Below are 18758 nucleotides of genomic sequence, written 5' to 3' on the forward strand. Positions count from 1 at the left end.
GGTCCTCACCGTTCGTGGTCGTTGCCGCCGAGCGCGGCGTCTTCGTCGTCGGGGCCGTCGAGGCCCGTGCCGGGGTCGTCGGCGTCGCCGTAGGTGGCGTCCTCGAATTCGCTGAGGATCTGCTCCTCCACCAGGTGCGCCAGGGCGGCGACGGTGCGGGAGACCAGGACGTCGCGGGGGGTCAGCGTGATGGCGAACGCGTCGTTGGCGCGGGAGGCGATGAGCAGGGCGCGCATGGAGTCGCCGCCGATCAGGAAGTAGTCGTCCTCGGCGCCGACGGGCGTTCCCAGGGTCTCCTGCCAGATCTCCGCGAGCGCTTCCTCGGTGGGGGTGCGCGGTGCCACGTACTCGGGCCGGTCCCGCTCCTCGGCCGGTGCCGGTGCGGGCAGGGCCGCCCGGTCGGTCTTGCCGTTCTCGGTGAGCGGGAAGCGTTCCAGTGCCGCGAACGCCGACGGGACCATGTGGCCCGGCAGGAACCGGGCGGCCAGGGCACGCAGTTCGGTCGCGGCGGGGGGTTCGGCGCCGGGGGCCGTGAGCAGGTGGGCGACCAGGCGCGGCAGGCCGGGTTCGTCCTCGCGCACGGTGACCACCGCGTCCAGCACGTCCGGGTGACGCACGAGGGTGGCCTCGACCTCGCCCGCCTCGATGCGGTGGCCACGCAGCGTGAGCTGGTGGTCGGTGCGGCCGAGGTAGTGCAGTTCGCCCGCGCCGTCGCGGCGCACCAGGTCGCCGGTGCGGTACATGCGGCTGCCGGGCGGCCCGAATGGGTCGGCACGGAAACGGGCCGCTGTAAGCCCGGGGCGGCCGAGGTAACCGCGGGCCAACGCGGGTCCGGCGAGCCAGAGTTCGCCGGGAACTCCATCGGGTACCGGCCGCAGCCGGGCGTCGAGGACGTAGGCGCCGGTGGCGGGTAGCGGGCGGCCGATGGGCGGTGCGCCGCCGTCCGCCGCCAGCGGCGCCGACCAGGTGGCGACGACGGTGGCCTCGGTGGGGCCGTAGGAGTTGACCATGCGGTGGTGCGGCGCCCAGCGGGCCACGAGGTCGGCCCCGCACGCCTCGGCGCCGACGATCAGGGTCTTCAGGTCCGGCAGGGTACCGGGGGTGCCGGCGGGCAGGGTGGCGAGCGCGGCCGGGGGCAGCAGGGTGTGGGTGATGCGCTCGGCCCGCAGCTCGTCGGCCAGTTCGGCGCCGAGCAGCGGTCCGGGCCGGGGAACGACGAGCCGGGCGCCGTGCGGCAGGGACATGCACAGCTCCAGCACGGAGGCGTCGAAGCTCGGCGTGGCGAAGGCCAGCACGCGGTCGCCCTCGGCCACCTGGTAGTGGGCGGCCTCGGCGGCGGAGAACGCGGCGAGCCCGCGGTGGGTGACGACGACCCCCTTCGGGGTGCCGGTGGACCCGGAGGTGTAGATGACGTACGCCGGGTCGTCCAGGTCCAGCGGGCGCCTGCGGTCGGCGTCGCCGGGTCGGTGTCCGGGAACCTCGTGCGGCGGCGCCGCGAGCAGCCCGGCGATCTCCTTGGCGTCGAGGGTCAGGGCGGGAGCCGCGTCGCGGAGCATCAGCGCGATCCGCTCCTCGGGGTAGGCGGGGTCCACGGGCAGGAACGCGGCACCCGCCTTGGTCACCGCCAGCTGGGCCAGCACCATGTCCACGGAGCGAGGCAGCAGCAGCGCGACGACGTCGCCGGGTCCGGCGCCCCGGGCGATGAGCCGGTGTGCCAGCCGGTTGGCCCGCGCCTCCGCCTCGGCGAAGGTGAGCAGCGAGCCGGGCGCGGCCAGCGCGGGGGCGTCCGGCCCGCGGTCGACGGCCGCCTCCACCAGGTCGGGCAGGGTGGCGGGCGGCACCGGGACGGGCTCCGGGCGGGAGGGTCCGCGCAGCAGCCGCTCGCGCTGTGCGGGCGGCAGCACGTCGAGGTCGTCGAGGCGGGTGGTGCCGTCCGTGCCGGCCAGGGTGTGCAGGGTGTGCAGCAGCTGCGCGGCCAGCGAGTCGGCGGTGCCCGCGTCGAAGCACCTGGGGTCGTAGCCGAGTTCGACGGCAAGCCGGTCGCCGGGCGAGACCACCACGGTGAGCGGGTAGTTGGTGGCCTCCCGGGCGTCCAGGTCCTGCAGGGCGAGCCCGTGGGCGCCGGCGGTGGCGTCGCCGACCGGATAGTTCTCGAACACCACCAGGCTGTCGAACAGATCCGTGCCGGAGGGGAGTTCGGTGAGGGCGCGCAGCGCGTTGAGGGGGAGGTGGTCGTGGCGCCGGTCCTCCGCCCGGGCCTCCTGCACCGCGCGCAGCCAGCCGGCCGCGGGCGCGCCGCCGTCGACGGCGATCCGGGCGGGCAGGGTGGTGATGAACAGGCCGGTGATGGTGTCGGCGCCGGGCAGGTCCCCGGGCCGTCCGGAGACGGTGGTGCCGAAGCAGACCTCCGCCTCCCCGCTCCACCGGGCCAGCAGCAGCGCCCAGGCGCCCTGCACCACGGTGTTCAGGGTGAGCCGGTGCCGACGGGCGAACTCTTGCAGCCGGCGGGTCTCCTCGGTGCCGAGCCGCTGCGACAGCCAGGTGCCCGAGCGGGCCGTGGTGCCGGGGGCGGGCCTGCGGTCGTACGGCAGCGGAGTGGGCATGCGCAGCCCGGACAGGACCCCGCGCCAGTGCTCCTCGGCGGGGCCGGTGCCGCGGGCGGCCAGCCAGGCGGCGTAGTCCGCGAACGGGCGGCGCTCGGGCAGCCGGGGCCGCTCGCCCCGCACCAGGGCCTCGTGGGCGGCCATCACGTCGGAAAGGACGTGGAAGACGCTCCAGCCGTCCAGCAGGACGTGGTGGAAGGTCCACACGATGCGCACCGTGTCCGGACCGAGCCGGACCAGGGCGAGCCGCAGCAGCGGGGCGTGCTCCAGGGCCAGGCCCCGGGCCCGCTCGTCCGCGAGCAGCCGCTCCAGCTCCGCCTCCCGCCGCCTTGCCGGCAGTGCGCTCCAATCGTGCTCGGTGATCGGCAGGACCGCCTGGCGGTGGACGATCTGGAGCGGCACGGGCACGCCGTGCAGGGCGACGGACGTGCGCAGCACGGGGGTGTGGTCGATGACGTGCTGCCAGGCAGCCGCCAGCGTGCCGAGGTCGCGGGCGCCGGCCGCCACGAAGGTGATCTGCTCGATGTACAGGCCGTGTTCGGCCTCGTCCAGGCCATGCATCACCATGCCGGTCTGGGTGGGGGTGAGCGGATACACGTCCGTGACGTCGGTGCCGCTGCCGACGAGCCGGTCGACAGCGGTCTGGTCCAGTGGCGCGAGCGGGAAGTCGGAAGGGGTGCGGCCGCCGGCGCCGGGTTCGGCGCAGTGCCGGACGATCACGCGCAGTTCCTCGGCCAGTTCGGCCGCCAGCCTGGCGACGGTCTCGCGCCGGTACACCTCGCGGGAATACGACCAGGTGAACTCCAGCTGGTCGCCGGTGACCCGGCCGAGAACGTCCAGCAGGTGGGGGCGGTCCGCCGCGCGGTCCATGCCGCCGGTGAGGCCGTCTCCGTGTGGGGCGCCCAGCAGGCCGCCCGCCGCGGGCGTCCGGTCCTGCCGGCCGAGGTAGTTGAAGCAGACCTGCGGCAGGGCGGGTAGCGCGGCGCCCGCCGTGGGGTGCAGATGGCGCAGCGCGCCGTAGCCGAGGCCGCCGTTCGGTACGGCCCGCACGTTCTCCTTGACGGACTTCAGCACGGCGCCGGTGCCGGCGTCCCGGGGCACGTCCAGGGTGAGCGGGTACATGGTGGTGAACCAGCCGACGGTGCGGGCGAGGTCCGTGCCGTCGAGGAGTTCCTCGCGGCCGTGGCCTTCCAGGGTGACTGCCACCCGGTCCCGGCCCGTCCAGCGGGCCAGCACCCGGCCCAGCGCGGTGAGCAGGACCTCGTTGACGCGGGTGCGGTACGCGTCCGGGACGTCCTGGAGCAGGCGTCGGGTCTCCTCGGCGTCGAGTCCGGCGGTCAGGCTCTCCTCGACGGCGACGGTGTTGGCGCCGCCGGTGTGGTCGGCCGGCAGGGCGGTCCCGGTGTCGACACCCCGCCAGTGGGCGAGTTCGGCGTCGAAGCCGCCCGCCGCGGCGTGCTCGGCGAGCCGCCTGGCCCACGCCTTGAACGAGGTGCTCTTGGCCCCGAGTTCCGGCCGCTCCCCGTCCCGCAGGGCGCGGTAGGCACTCTCCAGGTCCTCCAGGATCAGCCGCCACGACACGGCGTCCACGACGAGGTGGTGGGCGGCGAGCAGCAGCACCGGCCGTCCGGTGCCGCCCGGCAGGCACAGGGCCGCGCGCAGCAGCGGCCCACGGGCCAGGTCGAACCCGGCGCCGAGGGCGGCGGCCACCTCGCGCGGCTCCGCGTCCCGGTGCACCTCCAGGTGCGCGGCGGTGTCGCCGGGCGCGGTGCCGTACTGCCGCCACCGGCCGTCCCCAGCCGCCTCGAAGCGGTTCCGCAGCGCGTCGTGGTGCTCCAGTACGGCGGCCAGGGCGGCCCGCAGCACCGTCTCGTCGGGGTCCTCGGCCAGTTCGTAGGAGACGGTCTGGCTGAAGTGCGCGGGGTCCCCCGTGAGCGTGTCGAGCAGCCAGTGCTGTACGGGGGTGAGCGGGGCCTCGCCGGTCACCGGGCCCTGCTCGGCACCGACGGACGCGGCGCTGTCCGGTACCTTTTCGGCCGCGGCGGCGAGTTCGGCGAGGGTCTGGTGGGTGAACAGGTGCCGAGGGGTCAGGGCGAGACCGGCCCGGCGGGCGGCCGAGACGATCTGGATGCCGAGGATGGAGTCGCCGCCGAGCATGAAGTAGTTGTCGTCCGCGCCCACTTCGGGCACGCCCAGCACCTCGGCCCAGATGGCCGCGAGGGTGTGCTCGGCCTCGGTGCGCGGCGGCCGGCCCGCTCCCGTGCCGACGCCGGGCGCGGCCCGCTCGGGGGCGGGCAGGGCGCGCCGGTCGAGCTTGCCGGTGGCGCCGAGCGGCAGCCGCTCCAGCGGTACGACGAGGGCGGGGACGAGGTGGTCGGGGAGACTGCCGGCGAGGAAGGCGCGCAGTTCGGCGGGGTCCGGCAGACCGGCCGCGCGGGGCACCGCGTAACCGATGAGCCGACGGTGGCCGTCCTGCTCCATCACCCGGGCCGCTGCCGCCGCCACGGCCGGGTGGCGGGCCAGCGCGGCCTCCACTTCGCCGAGTTCGATGCGGAAGCCGCGCACCTTCACCTGGTCGTCGCCGCGGCCGAGGTAGACGAGGTCGCCGTCGGCACTCCAGCGGACCTGGTCGCCGGTGCGGTACATGCGGCTGCCCGCGGGGCCGAACGGGTCGGGCAGGAAGCGGGACGCGGTCAGGCCGGGGCGGCGCAGATACCCGCGGGCGACGCCGGTACCGGCGAGGAAGAGTTCGCCGGGCGCGCCGATCGGCACCGGGCGCATCCGCTCGTCCAGCACGTAGGCGCGGGCACCGCCGAGCGGGCGGCCGATCGGCGGGTCGCGGTCGGGGTCGGCCGGGTCGCAGGTGAAGGCGGTGGCGTAGACGGTGGCCTCGGTGGGCCCGTAGATGTTGCGCACCTCGCTGCCGGGGACGGCGGCGCGGACCCGGCGCACGGTCCGGGCGGGCAGCCCCTCCCCCGCGAGGACGACGGTGTCGGCGGTGAGCCGTACGGCGTCCTCGGCGAGCAGCCGGTCAAGGGCGGAGGGCACCGCACTGAGCAGCCCGGCCCGCCAGGGACCGGGGCGCTCGGCGAGGGCCAGCAGGTCGCGGACGACCTCGACGCAGCCGCCGGAGAGCAGCGGGGAGAAGATCTCGAAGACCGACACGTCGAAATTGAGCGAGGTGGAGGCGATCACGTGGGCCAGGCCCCGGCCGCTGAACTCGGCCGCCGCCCAGTCGGTCAGGACGAGGACGGAGGCGTGGCTGACGACCACGCCCTTGGGGCGGCCGGTCGAGCCGGAGGTGTGGATCACATAGGCGGGGTGGCCGGGCAGCAGGGCGGTGCGGCGTTCGTCGTCGCCGACCGGGGTGTCCGGCACCCGGGGGTCCGGCTCCTCGTCGAGCAGGACGCGGGTGAACGGTCCCTCGGGCAGCCGGCCGGCGGTCGCGGTGGCCGTGATCACGGCATCGGGCTGTACGTCCTCGAAGAGGAACGCGACGCGCTCGGCCGGGTACTGGGGGTCGACCGGCAGGTATCCGGCGCCGCTCTTGAGCACCGCGAGGAGCGCCACGATCAGGTCGGCGGTGCGGGGCAGGCACAGGGCGACGAAGCGCTCGGGTCCGGCGCCGGCGGCGATGAGCCGCCGGGCCAGCCGGTTCGCGCGGGCGTCGAGTTCGGCGTAGGTGAGGCACTGGTCGCCGTGGCGGACGGCGATGGCGTCCGGTGTCCGCTCGGCCTGCCGCCGGAACGCCTCGGGCAGGGTGTCGTGCGGGAGCGCGGTCAGCGGCCCGCCCAGACGGTCCACCAGCGCCCGTGCCCCGGCCGCGTCCAGCAGGGGGAGTTCGGCGAGGGTGCGGTCGGGGTCGTCGGCCATGCCGGTCAGCAGGGTGCGCAGGCTCTCGCCGAGCGCCCGTACCGTCGTGGCGTCGAAGGCGTCGGGGTCGTAGTCCAGGTTCACGGCCAGGGTGTCGCCGGGCGCGACGACCACGCTGAGCGGGTAGTTGGTCGGTTCCAGGTCCCGTTCCTGCTCCATGGACAGGCCGTGGCGGGCGAGCGCGTTCTCGTCGAACGGGTAGTTCTCGAAGACGACGATGGAGTCGAACAGGGCGGTGCCGCCGGGCACTTCGCTCCAGGACTGCAACTGGGCGAGCGAGACGAAGTCGTGGCGGCGGGCCTCGGACTGGGCGGTCTGGAGTTCGCGCAGCCAGTCCAGCAGCGGGCGCTCCCCGTCGGCGCGGGCGCGGGTGGGCAGGGTGTTGATGAACAGGCCGACCATCGAGGTGACGCCGGGCAGTTCGGAGGGCCGTCCGGAGACGGTGGTACCGAAGACCACGTCGGTGCCGCCGCCGTAGCGGGACAGCAGCAGTGCCCAGGCACCCTGGAGGACCGTGTTCAGGGTGAGGCCGGAGCGCTGGGCCGTCTCGCGCAGCCGTGCCGAGACGTCCGGGGTGAGGGTCATCCGCACCGTTCCGCAGGAGGAGGCGCGGTGGGCCTCGGCGGGCCGCCGGTCCCGGGGCAGTTCGGTGGGGGCCTGGAAGCCGGCGAGGGCGGCCCGCCAGTGCCGCTCGGCGCGGTCGGTGTCCTGTTCGGCGAGCCAGCGCAGATACTCGGCGAACGGCCTGCGTTCGGTCAGCCGCGGACGGCGCCCCGAAGTCAGCGCGGCGTAGCGCTCGCAGACCTCGTCGAAGACCTGCGCGGCGCTCCAGCCGTCGAGCAGGACGTGGTGGAACGTCCACACCAGGCGGACCCGGTCGGGGGCCAGCCGGATCAGGGTCAGCCGCATCAGCGGCGCGGCGCCCAGGTCGATGCCCTGCTCCCGGTCCTCGGCGAGCAGTCGTTCCAGGTCGTCCGCGCAGGTGTCCGCGGGCCGGCCGGACCAGTCGTGGTGGGTGACGGGTACGGCGGCGCGGTGCCGGACGACCTGGAGCGGTTCCGGGGTTTCCTGCCACACGAGCCGGGTGCGCAGCACGGGGTTGGCGTCCGCGGTGTGCTGCCACGCCTCGGCGAGCGCCCGCGGGTCGGTGACCCCGTTCAGCACCAGCTGCACCTGGTTGAGGTAGGTGCGGCCGGCCGGGTCGAGCAGGCTGTGGAAGAGCATGCCCGCTTGCATCGGCGTGAGCGGGTAGATGTCCGCGACGTCCCGGCCGGTGCCGGCGACCCGGTCGACGGCGGCCTGGTCCAGGCGGGCCAGCGGGAAGTCCGAGGGGGTGCGGCCGCCGGCCTCGGGGCGGGCGCAGTGCGCGACGATGTCGCCCAGCGCCCGCAGCATGCCCTCGGCGAGCGCGGTGACGGTCTCCTCGTGGTGCCGTTGGGCGCTGTGGTACCAGGTGATCTCCAGTTGGTCGTCCTCGACCCGGGCCACCACGTCCAGCAGGTGCGGACGTTCGGTGCCGGGCGCTTCGGCGCCGCCCAGACCGCCGGGCACCGCCCCGACCAGGGTGCCGCCGACCCCGGACCAGTCGAAGCGGCCCAGGTAGTTGAAGCTGATGGCGGGCTCGGGCGTGCCGGTGAGCCGGGCCTCGTGGAGGAGGTGGCGCAGCACGCCGTAGCCGAGGCCGCGGTCGGGTACGGCGCGCACCTGCTCCTTGACGGCCTTCAGGGCGGTGCCCCAGTCGCCGGCCGGGACGGTCAGGGCGACCGGGAAGAGCGAGGTGAGCCAGCCGACGGTGCGGGACAGGTCGATGTCCTCGAACAGCTGGTCCTCGCGGCCGTGGCCCTCCAGGCCGACGGCGACGGTTCCGTTGCCGGTCCAGTCGGCGAGGACCCGGCCCAGCGCGGTGAGCAGGACGTCGTCGACGCGGGTGCGGTAGACACCGGGGACGCGGCGCAGCAGGGCGTCGGTGCGGTCGCGGTCGAGCCGGACGGTGACCTCGCGGACGTCGGCCATGGTGTTGCCGCCGGTGCCGTCCACGGGCAGCGGGTCGGCGCAGGCCCGGGCGGCCCGCTCCCAGTGGTCGAGCCGGGCGGCGAAGGTGTCGGCGTGCTCGCGCAGCCTGCGCACCCATGTGTGCACGGAGGTGGTGCGGGCGGGCAGCCGTACGGGCTGTCCGGTCAGGGCCTGCCGGTAGGCGGTCTCCAGGTCCTCCAGCAGGATGCGCCAGGAGACGCCGTCGACCACCAGGTGGTGGGCGACCAGCAGCAGCCGGGCGGGCCGGGTGCCGTCGGCGGTGAACAGGCGGGCCTTGAACAGCGGTCCCGTCGCCGGCCGGAGTCCGGCGTGGGCCGCCGCCGTGACGGACTCTTCGGCCCGTGGGTCGTGGACTTCGAGCAGCTCGGGCACCGGGGCGTCGACGGCGGGGACGTCCTGCCGCCAGGTGCCGTCGGCTTCGGCGGTGAACCGGGCGCGCAGGGCGTCGTGGTGGGTCCACAGGGCGGTGAGGGCGCGGTGCAGCGCGTCCTCGTCCACCGGTCCGGCCGCCTCGATGACGACGGACTGGTCGAAGAAGTCGGCGTGCGCGGGCCCCGGGTCGAGGAACCAGTGCTGGATCGGGGTGAGGTCGGCCGCCCCGCCGACCGGTCCGGTACCGGCGACGGCGACGGCGGTGCAGCCGTCCGCGGCGGCCAGCTCGGCCACCGTGGGATGCCGGAAGAGGTCGCGCGGGGTGAGCGTGAGCCCGGCGGCCCGGGCCCGGGAGACGACCTGGATGCTGAGGATGGAGTCGCCGCCCAGCATGAAGAAGTTGTCGTCGACACCGACCCGTGCCACGCCCAGCAGCTCGGCCCAGATCCCGGCCAGCAGCCGCTCGGTGTCGGTGCTCGGGGCTCGGTGGTCCCGCTCGCCGCCGGCCGACCAGTCGGGTGCGGGCAGCCGACGCCGGTCGACCTTGCCGTTGCCGGTCAGCGGCAGTTCGGGCACGACCACGAACGCGGCGGGCAGCATGTAGTCGGGCAGGCCGTCCGCGAGGTGCGCGCGCAGCTCGGCGGCGGCCGGCACCCCGGCGCCGGGGGCCGGGACGAGGTGGGCGGCCAGCCGCTTGCGCCCGGCGTCCTGGTAGAGGGAGACGACGGCCTCGGCCACGGCGGGGTGGGCGGTGAGCCGTGCCTCGATCTCGGCGGGTTCCACACGGAAGCCGCGGATCTTGATCTGGTCGTCCACGCGGCCCACGAAGTGCAGCTCGCCGTCGGCGCTCCAACGCACGATGTCGCCGGTGCGGTACATCCGTTCCCCGGGCGGCCCGAAGGGGTCGGCGAGATAGCGGGCGGCGGTCGCCCCGGGCCGGCCCGCGTAGCCCCGGGCCAGGCCGGCGCCGGCGAGGTACAGCTCGCCGGGGATGCCCGGCGGCTGCGGCTGGAGGGCGGCGTCCAGGACGTAGGCGCGGGTGTCGTCCAGCGGGCGGCCGATGGGAAGTACGGCGGGCAGCGGGTCGCCGGAGCGGAAGGCGCGGCGGGTGGCGAAGGTGGTCGTCTCGGTGGGGCCGTAGCCGTCGACGACGGTCAGGCCGGGGCAGGCCTCCAGCACCCGGCGCACGACCGCGCCCGGCACCGCCTCGCCGCCGGTCCACACCTCGCGCGCGCCGCGCAGGCAGCCGGGGTCCTCCTGGGCGAGGAGCCGGAACAGTCCGGCGGTCAGCCACAGGCAGCTCACCCGCCATTCCGTGACGGCTCTGCGGACCAGCGCGGTGTCCAGGTCGGCGGGCGGGGCGAGCACGGCCGTGCCGCCGCGCAGCAGCGGCACCCACAGCTCGTAGGTGGCGGCGTCGAAGGCGTGCGGCGAGTGCACGAGGACCCGGTCGTGTCCTTCGAAGGCCCGGTCCAGGGCGAGGGCGGCGACGTCCCGCTGGCGCACCGCGACACCCTTGGGAGTGCCGGTGGAGCCCGAGGTGAACATCAGGTACTGCACGTGGTCGGGGTGGACGGCGGGCACGGGGCCGGTGGGCGCGGTGCCACCCGCGCCCGGGGCGCCGTCGGCGCGCAGCACACCGCCCCCGGGCAGCACTTCGTGGGCCGTCTCCGCCCAGGCCGCGTCCGTGAGCAGCAGGCCGGCGCCGGCCTCGGCCAGCGTCCGGCGCAGCCGTTCGGCGGGCGCCCTGCCGTCCAGCGGCACGTACACCCCGCCGGTTCGGACGAGGGCCAGCTGGGCGACGACCAGTGGCACGGACCGGTCCATCAGCACGCCGACCGGGCGTTCCGGCCGGACCCCGAGGGCGGTGAGCCGGTCCGCCAACCGAGCGGCGCGCGCGTCGAGTTCGGCGTAGGTGAGGCGCTCGTCACCCGCCTCCAGGGCGACGGCGCCGGGGGTGCGGCGCACCTGTGCGGCGAAGAGGTCCGCGACGGTGGCGGGGGGCAGGCCGGTGGCGGTGTCGTTCCAGGCGCGCAGCACCTGCTCGCGGCGGTCCGGGGTGAGCAGCGGGAGCCGGGCCGGCGCGTGCCGGATGCCGTCGGGCATTCCCTCGAGCAGCACGGTCAGGTACTCGGCCAGCCGCTCGGCGGTCCCCGTGTCGAACAGGTCGGGGTCGTAGCCCAGCCGCAAGGTCAGTGCCTCGCCTGGGTAAGCGGTCAGGCTCAGCGGGTAGTTGGTGGTCTCGATGCCCTCCAGGCCGCTCAGGCGCAGCCCGTGGGCGGCGGCGAGGTCGTCGTCCACCGGGTAGTTCTCGAAGACGACGATGCTGTCGAACAGGCTGACACGTTCCGGCAGTCCGGTGAGGGCGCGCAGCCGGGTGAGCGGCACGTGGTCGAACCGCCGGTCCTCGCTCTGGTCGTGCTGCAGGGCGCGCAGCCAGTCGAGGAGGGTCCCCTGGCCAGGGACGGCGGCCCGGGTCGGCAGAGTGGTGATGAACAGGCCGGTCATGGCGTCGGCGCCGGGCAGCTCCGGCGGGCGGCCGGACACGGTGGTGCCGAACACCACCTCGTCGCGGCCGGACTGGCGGGCCAGCAGCAGCGCCCAGGCGCCCTGCACCAGGGTGTTGAGGGTCAGTCCGGAGGTCCGCGCCAGCTCCTCCAGGGCGCGGCCGGCGGCCGCGGACAGGGTGGCCCGTACGGCGTGCGTGGACTCGGCGCGGTGGCTCTCGCGCGGCTCGCGGTCGTAGGGCAGCGGGGTGGCCTCGGCCAGGTCCGACAGCCGGCGCTGCCAGTGCCGTTCGGCCTCCGCGGTGTCGCGGTCGCGCAGCCAGGCGACGTAGTCGCGGTAGGGCGGGCGGTCAGCGAGGGCGTCCGGTCCGGCACCGCCGTAGAGGGTGAAGACGTCCGAGAGGACCTGGAACAGGCTCCAGCCGTCCAGGAGCAGATGGTGGAAGGACCACACCACGCGCACCGCGGTGTCGGAGACCCGGGCGAGGAGCAGACGCTGGAGCGGGGCGCGCCCGAGGTCGATGCCCTCGGCGCGGTCGCGGGCCAGGACGTCGTCCAGCCGGGTGCGCCGCTCCTGCTCCGTCAGCTCCCGCCAGTCCACGTGGGTGACCGGCACGGCCGCGTGCCGCCGCACCACGAGCAGCGGCTCGGGCACGTCCTCCCAGACCACCCCGCCGCGCAGCACCTCGGCGCGGTCGGTCACCTCCTGCCAGGCGGCAGCGAGAGCGCGCGGGTCGGGCACGCCGTCCAGGACGAAGGTGAGCTGCTGGAAGTAGACGCCGCGGTCGTCCTGGGACAGGCCGTGGAAGAGCATGCCCGCCTGGGTCGGGGTGAGCGGCAGGATGTCCGCGACGGCCGCCGGGTCCGTGCCGGTGAGGCGGTCCACGGTGTCCTGGTCGAGCCGGGCAAGCGGGAAGTCGGACGGGGTGCGCCCGGCGGCCCCGGGCCGGCCGGCGAACCGGGCCAGGTCCGCGAGCGCGTCGGCGAAGCCCGAGGCCAGCTCGCCGATCGTGTCTTCGGCATGCAGCCGCTCCGAGTAGAACCAGGTGAACTCCAGCTGTCCGTCCACGAGTTGGCCGACGACCTCCAGAGCGTGCGGGCGCTCGGCGTCCGGGTCGGCGTCCAGCTCCAGCGGCCGGACGGTGCCCCGGTACAGCCCGTCGGGCGCGGCCGACGCCCCCATCCGGCCCAGGTAGTTGAAGCTGATCTGCGCGTCCGGGGTACCGGGACCGCCACCGGGGCCGGCCAGGTGGCGCAGCACGTCATGCCCCAGTCCGTGCCGGGGTATCGCGCGCAACTGCTCCTTGACCTGCTTCAGTACGGCGTCCCAGCCGGCCTCCCCGGGGACCGCGAGCGCGACCGGGTACCGGGTGGTGAACCAGCCGACGGTGCGGCTGATGTCCAGCTCGGGGAAGAGTTCCTCGCGGCCGTGTCCCTCGACGTCGACAACCACCCGGTCCCGGCCGCTCCAGGCGCAAAGGGCCCGGCCGAGGGCGCTGAGCAGGACGTCGTTGACCTGGGTGCGGTAGGTGTCGGGCAGGGTGTGCAGCAGTACCGAGGTGTCCTCGGGGGCCAGCCGTACGGTGAACGCCCGCTGAGTGGCGTAGGTGTTGGCGCCCCGCTCCGGCCCTGCCGGTACGAGCGGTTCGGTGTCCGGGACCGCCCGCAGCCAGTACTCCCGCTCGTCCTCGAAGCCGCCGTCCGCAGCGTGGGCGGCCAGCCGGCGGGCCCACTGGCGCAGGGGCGAGGACTTCGCGGGCAGCGCCGCCGCGCCGTCGGCGCCGATGCGGCGGGCCCGGTAGGCGCGGTCGAGGTCATCGAGCAGCACCCGCCAGGACACGCCGTCGACCACAAGGTGGTGGACCGCGAGGTGCAGCACGGCGGGGCGGCCGGAACCGCTGTCGTGCAGCACGGCGCGCAGCAGCGGTCCCCGGGCGAGGTCGAAGGGCCCGAAGTGGGGGGTGTCCGTGTCCGGGCCGGTGTGCCGGGCCAGCCGGATCCGGGGCATGCGCTCGTCGATGAACCAGACGGCCGCGCGCCCCTGCCCGCGGGTGTCGGCGAACCGGGAGCGCAGGGCGTCGTGGTGTCCGGCGAGGTCGTTCAGCGCGTCCTCCAGCGCGGCCGCGTCCAGGTCGTCGGGCATCCGGACGGACAGCGCCTGGGAGAAGTGTCCGGCGTCCCGCACGGCGGCGTCGAACAGCCAGTGCTGGATCGGCGTCAGCGGGGCGGTGCCGGTGGCCTCCTCCGGTGCGGGGGCGGCCTCGCGGAGCCGCCCCGCGGCGTCCGCGCAGCGGGCCAGGGCGGCGACCGTCTGGTGCTGGTAGACATCCCGCGAGGTCAGCGGCAGGCCCTCCTGCCGGGCGCGGGCCACGACCTGGATGCTCAGGATCGAGTCGCCGCCGAGTTCGAAGAAGTTGTCGTCGACGCCGACGCGTGCCACGCGCAGCACCTGGGCCCAGATCGCGGCGAGGGCCCGTTCGGTGGGGGTGCGGGGCGCGACATGCCGTAAGGCGCGCGCGGCGGGGCCCGGGTCGGGGAGCCGGCCGCGGTCGACCTTGCCGTTCGGGCTGAGCGGCAGCGCCGCCAGGACGACGACCGTCGACGGGACCATGTAGGCGGGCAGGGTGCGGCCGAGTTCCCGGCGTACGGCCTCCGGGTCCACCGGCTCCCCGGCGGCCGGGACGACGTAGCCGACCAGGCGCCGGTGGTCCTCGCCCCCGCCGGTGAGGGCGGTGGCCGCGGCCTCGGCGACTCCCGCGCAGCCGCGCAGCGCCTCCTCCACCTCGCCGAGTTCGATGCGGAAGCCGCGCACCTTGACCTGCTGGTCGATCCGGCCCACGTACTCCAGCCGGCCGTCGGCGGCGCGGCGCACCAGGTCGCCGGTGCGGTACATGCGCTCCCCGGGCGCGCCGAACGGGTCGGCGACGAACCGGGCGGCGGTCAGACCGGGGCGGCGCAGATAGCCGCGGGCCAGACCGGCACCGCCGAGGTACAGCTCACCGGTGACGCCGACCGGCTGGGGCCGCAGGCGGCCGTCCAGCACGTAGGTCCGGGTGAGCGCGACCGGTTCGCCGATCGGCGGGGCCTGGTCGGACAGCCGGTCACCGGCAAACCAGGCGGTGGCGTACACGGTGGCCTCGGTGGGGCCGTAGATGTTGGCGATGCGGGCCTCGGGCATGGCGGCGCGCAGGTCGTGCACGGTCTGCGCGGGCAGCGCCTCGCCGGCCAGGACGACGGTGTCCGCGACCAGCGGTGCGCTGCCGCCCGCGACCAGGCGGGAGACGACGGAGGGCACCCCGCTGAGCAGACCGGCGTGCCGGGGGCCCGAACCGTCGGCGAGGGCGGGCAGATCGGCGACCACCTCGACCGTGCCGCCGGCCGTCAGGGGGCAGAGCAGCTCGAAGACCGAGACGTCGAAGTTGAGGGAGGTGGAGGCGATCACATGGCCGAGCCCGGCCGTCTCGAACCGCTCCCCCGCCCACGCGGCCAGGGCGGCGACGCTGCGGTGGGTCACCACCACGCCCTTGGGCCGGCCGGTGGAACCCGAGGTGTAGATGACGTACGCCGGATGGTCCGGCAGCAGCGGCAGGAGCCGGTCTGCGTCGGTGAGTTCCGTGTCGGCCCAGGCCGCGTCGTCGCACTCCTCCAGCAGCAGGGGCGCGCAGTCCTCGGGCAGGGCGGCGGCGGTCTCCCGGGTGGCGACGACGAGGGCCGGCCGGGCGTCGCCGAGCATCAGCCGGACGCGCTCGGCCGGATAGCCGGGGTCGACGGGGAGGTAGGCGGCGCCCGAGGTGAGCACGGCCCACAGGACGGGCACCAGATCGGCGGAGCGCGGCAGGCAGAGCGCGACCAGGGTCTCGGGTCCCGCGCCGCGCGCGACGAGCAGCCGGGCCAGCCGGTTGGCGCGCCGGGCGGCCTCGGCGTAGTCGAGCCGGGTGGGGCCGCAGACGACGGCGGTACGGTCCGGGGTGCGGGCCGCCTGTGCGTGGAACAGCTCGGGCAGCGTGCGGTGCCCAGTGCTCGCGAAGCGTCGGGCGGGCGGGTTCCAGGCGTCGACCAGGGCGCGCTGCTCATCGGCCGAGAGCATGGGCAACTCGGCCAGCGGGCGGCCCGGGCCGTCGGCCATGCCCTCGAGCAGGCGGTGCAGGTGCTCGGTCAGGCGGCCCACGGTCGCCGCCTCGAACAGGTCCGTGTTGAACTCGGCGGTCAGCACATAGCCGCCGTCCGCGTCCGGCGTGAACTCCAGGACCAGGTCGAAGCGCGCGGCCGGACGGGGCAGCGGGTGCTCCGCGAGGCGCAGCGCGCCGGCGGACGCCGGGACGGGCAGGGCGGTCTGCTGCACGACGAGCACCTGCACCAGCGGGGTGCGGCTGGGGTCGCGGGGCGGGGCCAGTTCCTCCACGACGCGGTCGAACGGCACCCCGTCGTGGGCGAAGGCGTCCAGCATCGTCGTCCGCATGCTCTCCACGAACCGGTCGACAGTGGCCCGTTCGTCCACTTCGCCGCGGAGCACCACCGTGTTGGCGAAGAAGCCCGCCACGCCCTCCAGGTCACGCCGGGCGCGCCCGGTGGTGACGGTGCCGAAGGCGATGTCCCGCTGGCCCGAGTAGCGGGCGAACAGCAGCGCGGCGGCGCCCGCGAACAAGGTGAACACGGTGGTGCCGCGGCCCGTGGCCAGCTGCCGCAGCCGGGTCACCAGACCGGCGGGCAGCGGGTGCCGGCGGGCGGCTCCGGTGGTGGTGCGCACCGCCGGGCGCGGCCGGTCGGCGGGCAGGTCGAGGTGCTGGAGTCCGGCCAGGTGGCGTTTCCAGTAGGCGAGGTCGACCGCGTCCGCACCGGAGGCCCGCTGCCGCCGGTCCCACACCGCGAAGTCCGGGTACTGCACGCCCGGCTGCGCAAGACCGTCCGGCTCTCCGGTGGTCTCGAAGTGGTAGAGGGCGGCGAGTTCGCGGGTCAGGATGCCCACCGACCAGCCGTCGGTGACGATGTGGTGCTGGGCGAGGAGGAGCAGGTGCTCCTCGTCGGCGAGCCGCACCAGCAGGGCGCGGGTGAGCGGCCCGGCAGCCAGGTCGTAGGGGCGCCCCAGTTCCTCGGTGAGCAGCTCCTCGGCGGCTGCGGCGCGGCGCTCCGCGGGCAGCTCGCTGACGTCGGCGGTGCGCAGGGGCAGGTCAGGCTCCGCCGCGATGCGCTGGCGGGCCTGCCCGTCGGCCGTGGCGAACGTGGTCCGCAGGGCGGCGTGCCGGGCGGCGAGGCGGCGCAGGGAGCGGCGCAGCGCGTCCGGGTCGAGGGCACCGCGCAGCCGCAGGGAGACGCCGGTGTTATACTCGGTGCCGCCCGCGCCGAGTTCGTCCAGGTACCACAGCCGCCGTTGCGCGCTGGACAGCGGCAGACCGTCCTCGTACGGAACCGGGGGTATCGGCTCGGCGGGCGCGGCGGCCGACGGGTCGCGGAGGAGCGGGGCGAGGGCGGCGATCGTCCGCGCCGAGAAGACGTCCCGCACGGTCAGCCGGACACCCAGTTCGTCCCGGATCCGTGACAGGGCGCGGGCGGCGAGGATGGATTCGCCGCCCAGGTCGAAGAAGTCGTCCGTCACGCCGACCTCGGTCAGGCCCAGGACGTCCGCCCAGATCGCCGCGAGCGCCCGTTCCCCGTCGGTGCGCGGCGCCAGGTGGCCGGCGGCCGCCGTCCGCTCCGGCGCGGGCAGGGCCCGCCGGTCGATCTTGTTCTGCGGGGTGAGCGGCATCCGCTCCAGCACCACGATTGCGGCCGGCACCATGTGGGCGGGCAACTGGGCGGCCACGGCGGCGCGCAGGACCCCGGGGTCCAGCGGGTGATCCGGCCGGGACGAGGGGGCCGCCGGGTCCGGGGCGGTGGCGGGCGCCGCCCCGGCCGGGGTGACGTAGCCGACGAGACGCTGGTGCCCCGGCTCGTCCTCGCGTACGACCACCACGGCCTCGCCGACGGCGCCGGTCCGGCGCAGGACGGCCTCGATCTCGCCCGGCTCGATCCGGAAGCCGCGGATCTTCACCTGCCGGTCGAGCCGGCCCAGGAACTCCAGTTCCCCGTCGGCGGTGCGGCGCGCCCGGTCCCCGGTACGGTACAGACGGGCCCCGGGCGGGCCGAAGGGGTCGGGGACGAAGCGGGTGGCGGTCAGGCCCGGGCGGCCGAGGTAGCCGCGGGCCACCGCATCACCGCCCACGAACAACTCGCCCTCCGTGCCGGGCGGTACGGGCCGCATGGCGGTGTCCAGGACGTACGCCCGGGTGTGCGGCAGGGCGTCGCCGATCGTCGGGGCGCCCCGGCCGGCGATGAGCGGCCCGGTCCAGGTGGCGACGATGGTGGTCTCGGTCGGTCCGTAGGAGTTGATCATGCGGCGGCCGGGCGCCCAGGTGTCGACGAGCCCGGCCGGGCAGGCTTCGGCGCCCACGATCAGCGTGCGCAGGTGACGCCCCGCGCCGGTCTCGGGCCCCGGCAGGGTGGCGAGCGCGGCCGGCGGGACGAGGGCGTGGGTGATGCGGTGTTCGTCCAGGACACCGGCGAGTTCGTCGCCCAGCCAGGGACCGTGCGGCGGTATGACCAGGGTGGCGCCGGAGAGCACCGAGATGAACAGTTCCAGCACGGAGGCGTCGAAGCTCGGCGAGGAGAACTGGAGCACGCGGTCGCCGGGGCCCACGGCGTAACGCTCGGCCGCGGCCTTGACGAATCCGGCGATACCTCGGTGGGTGACCGTCACGCCCTTGGGGGTGCCCGTGGAGCCGGACGTGTAAATGACGTACGCCGCCCCGTCGGCCCCGGCGCCCGGCCCGCCGTCGCGCCCCCCCGCGGGCTCCACGGCGTCGTCGGCGTCCTCGGCGTCCTCGGCGTCGAGCAACTCGCCGACCCGGCCGACGTCGTCGAGGGTGACGGCGGGTGCCGCGTCGGCGAGCATCAGGGCCCGGCGCTCCGCAGGGTAGGCGGGGTCCACGGGCAGGAAGGCGGCCCCGGCCCGCGCGACGGCCAGTTCAGCGGCGATCAGTTCCATGGAGCGCGGCAGGACCAGCGCGACCACCCGGTCCGGCCCGGCGCCCCGGCGTGTCAGGTGTGCGGCCAACCGGGCGGCACGATCGGCCAGTTGGCGGTAGGTCCAGGTCCGTCGGCCGTCCGTGAGGGCCGGTGCGTCCGGAGTGCGGGCCACCCAGGCGGTGAACAGCGCGCCGAGCATCGGGAGTGTCTCCGTCGTGCCGCTCTCCGCCGTACCGGCGGAGCCGGGGCGCGGCAGGGAGGGCTCCGATGCGGGCTTGTCGTGCAGATCCGTCATGGGTGTAGTCCTTCGGGGAGCGAAACGATGGGCACGGGCCGTGGGGCGGCCCGTCCCCACGGCGGGGACGGC

At 75.6% G+C, this 18758-nt stretch carries 1 protein-coding gene; it reads right to left on the reverse strand.

Annotated elements, in window-relative coordinates; all coding sequences use genetic code 11:
• Positions 1-5: 5 nt before the first annotated feature.
• Positions 6-18686 (reverse strand): non-ribosomal peptide synthetase, encoded by an 18681-nt coding sequence (locus tag FRZ03_RS08845; RefSeq protein WP_146464605.1) that lies wholly within the window; start codon positions 18684-18686, stop codon positions 6-8.
• Positions 18687-18758 lie beyond the last annotated feature (72 nt).

This window comes from Streptomyces misionensis, from assembly GCF_007896895.1.
GTDB classification, from domain to species: domain Bacteria; phylum Actinomycetota; class Actinomycetes; order Streptomycetales; family Streptomycetaceae; genus Streptomyces; species Streptomyces misionensis_A.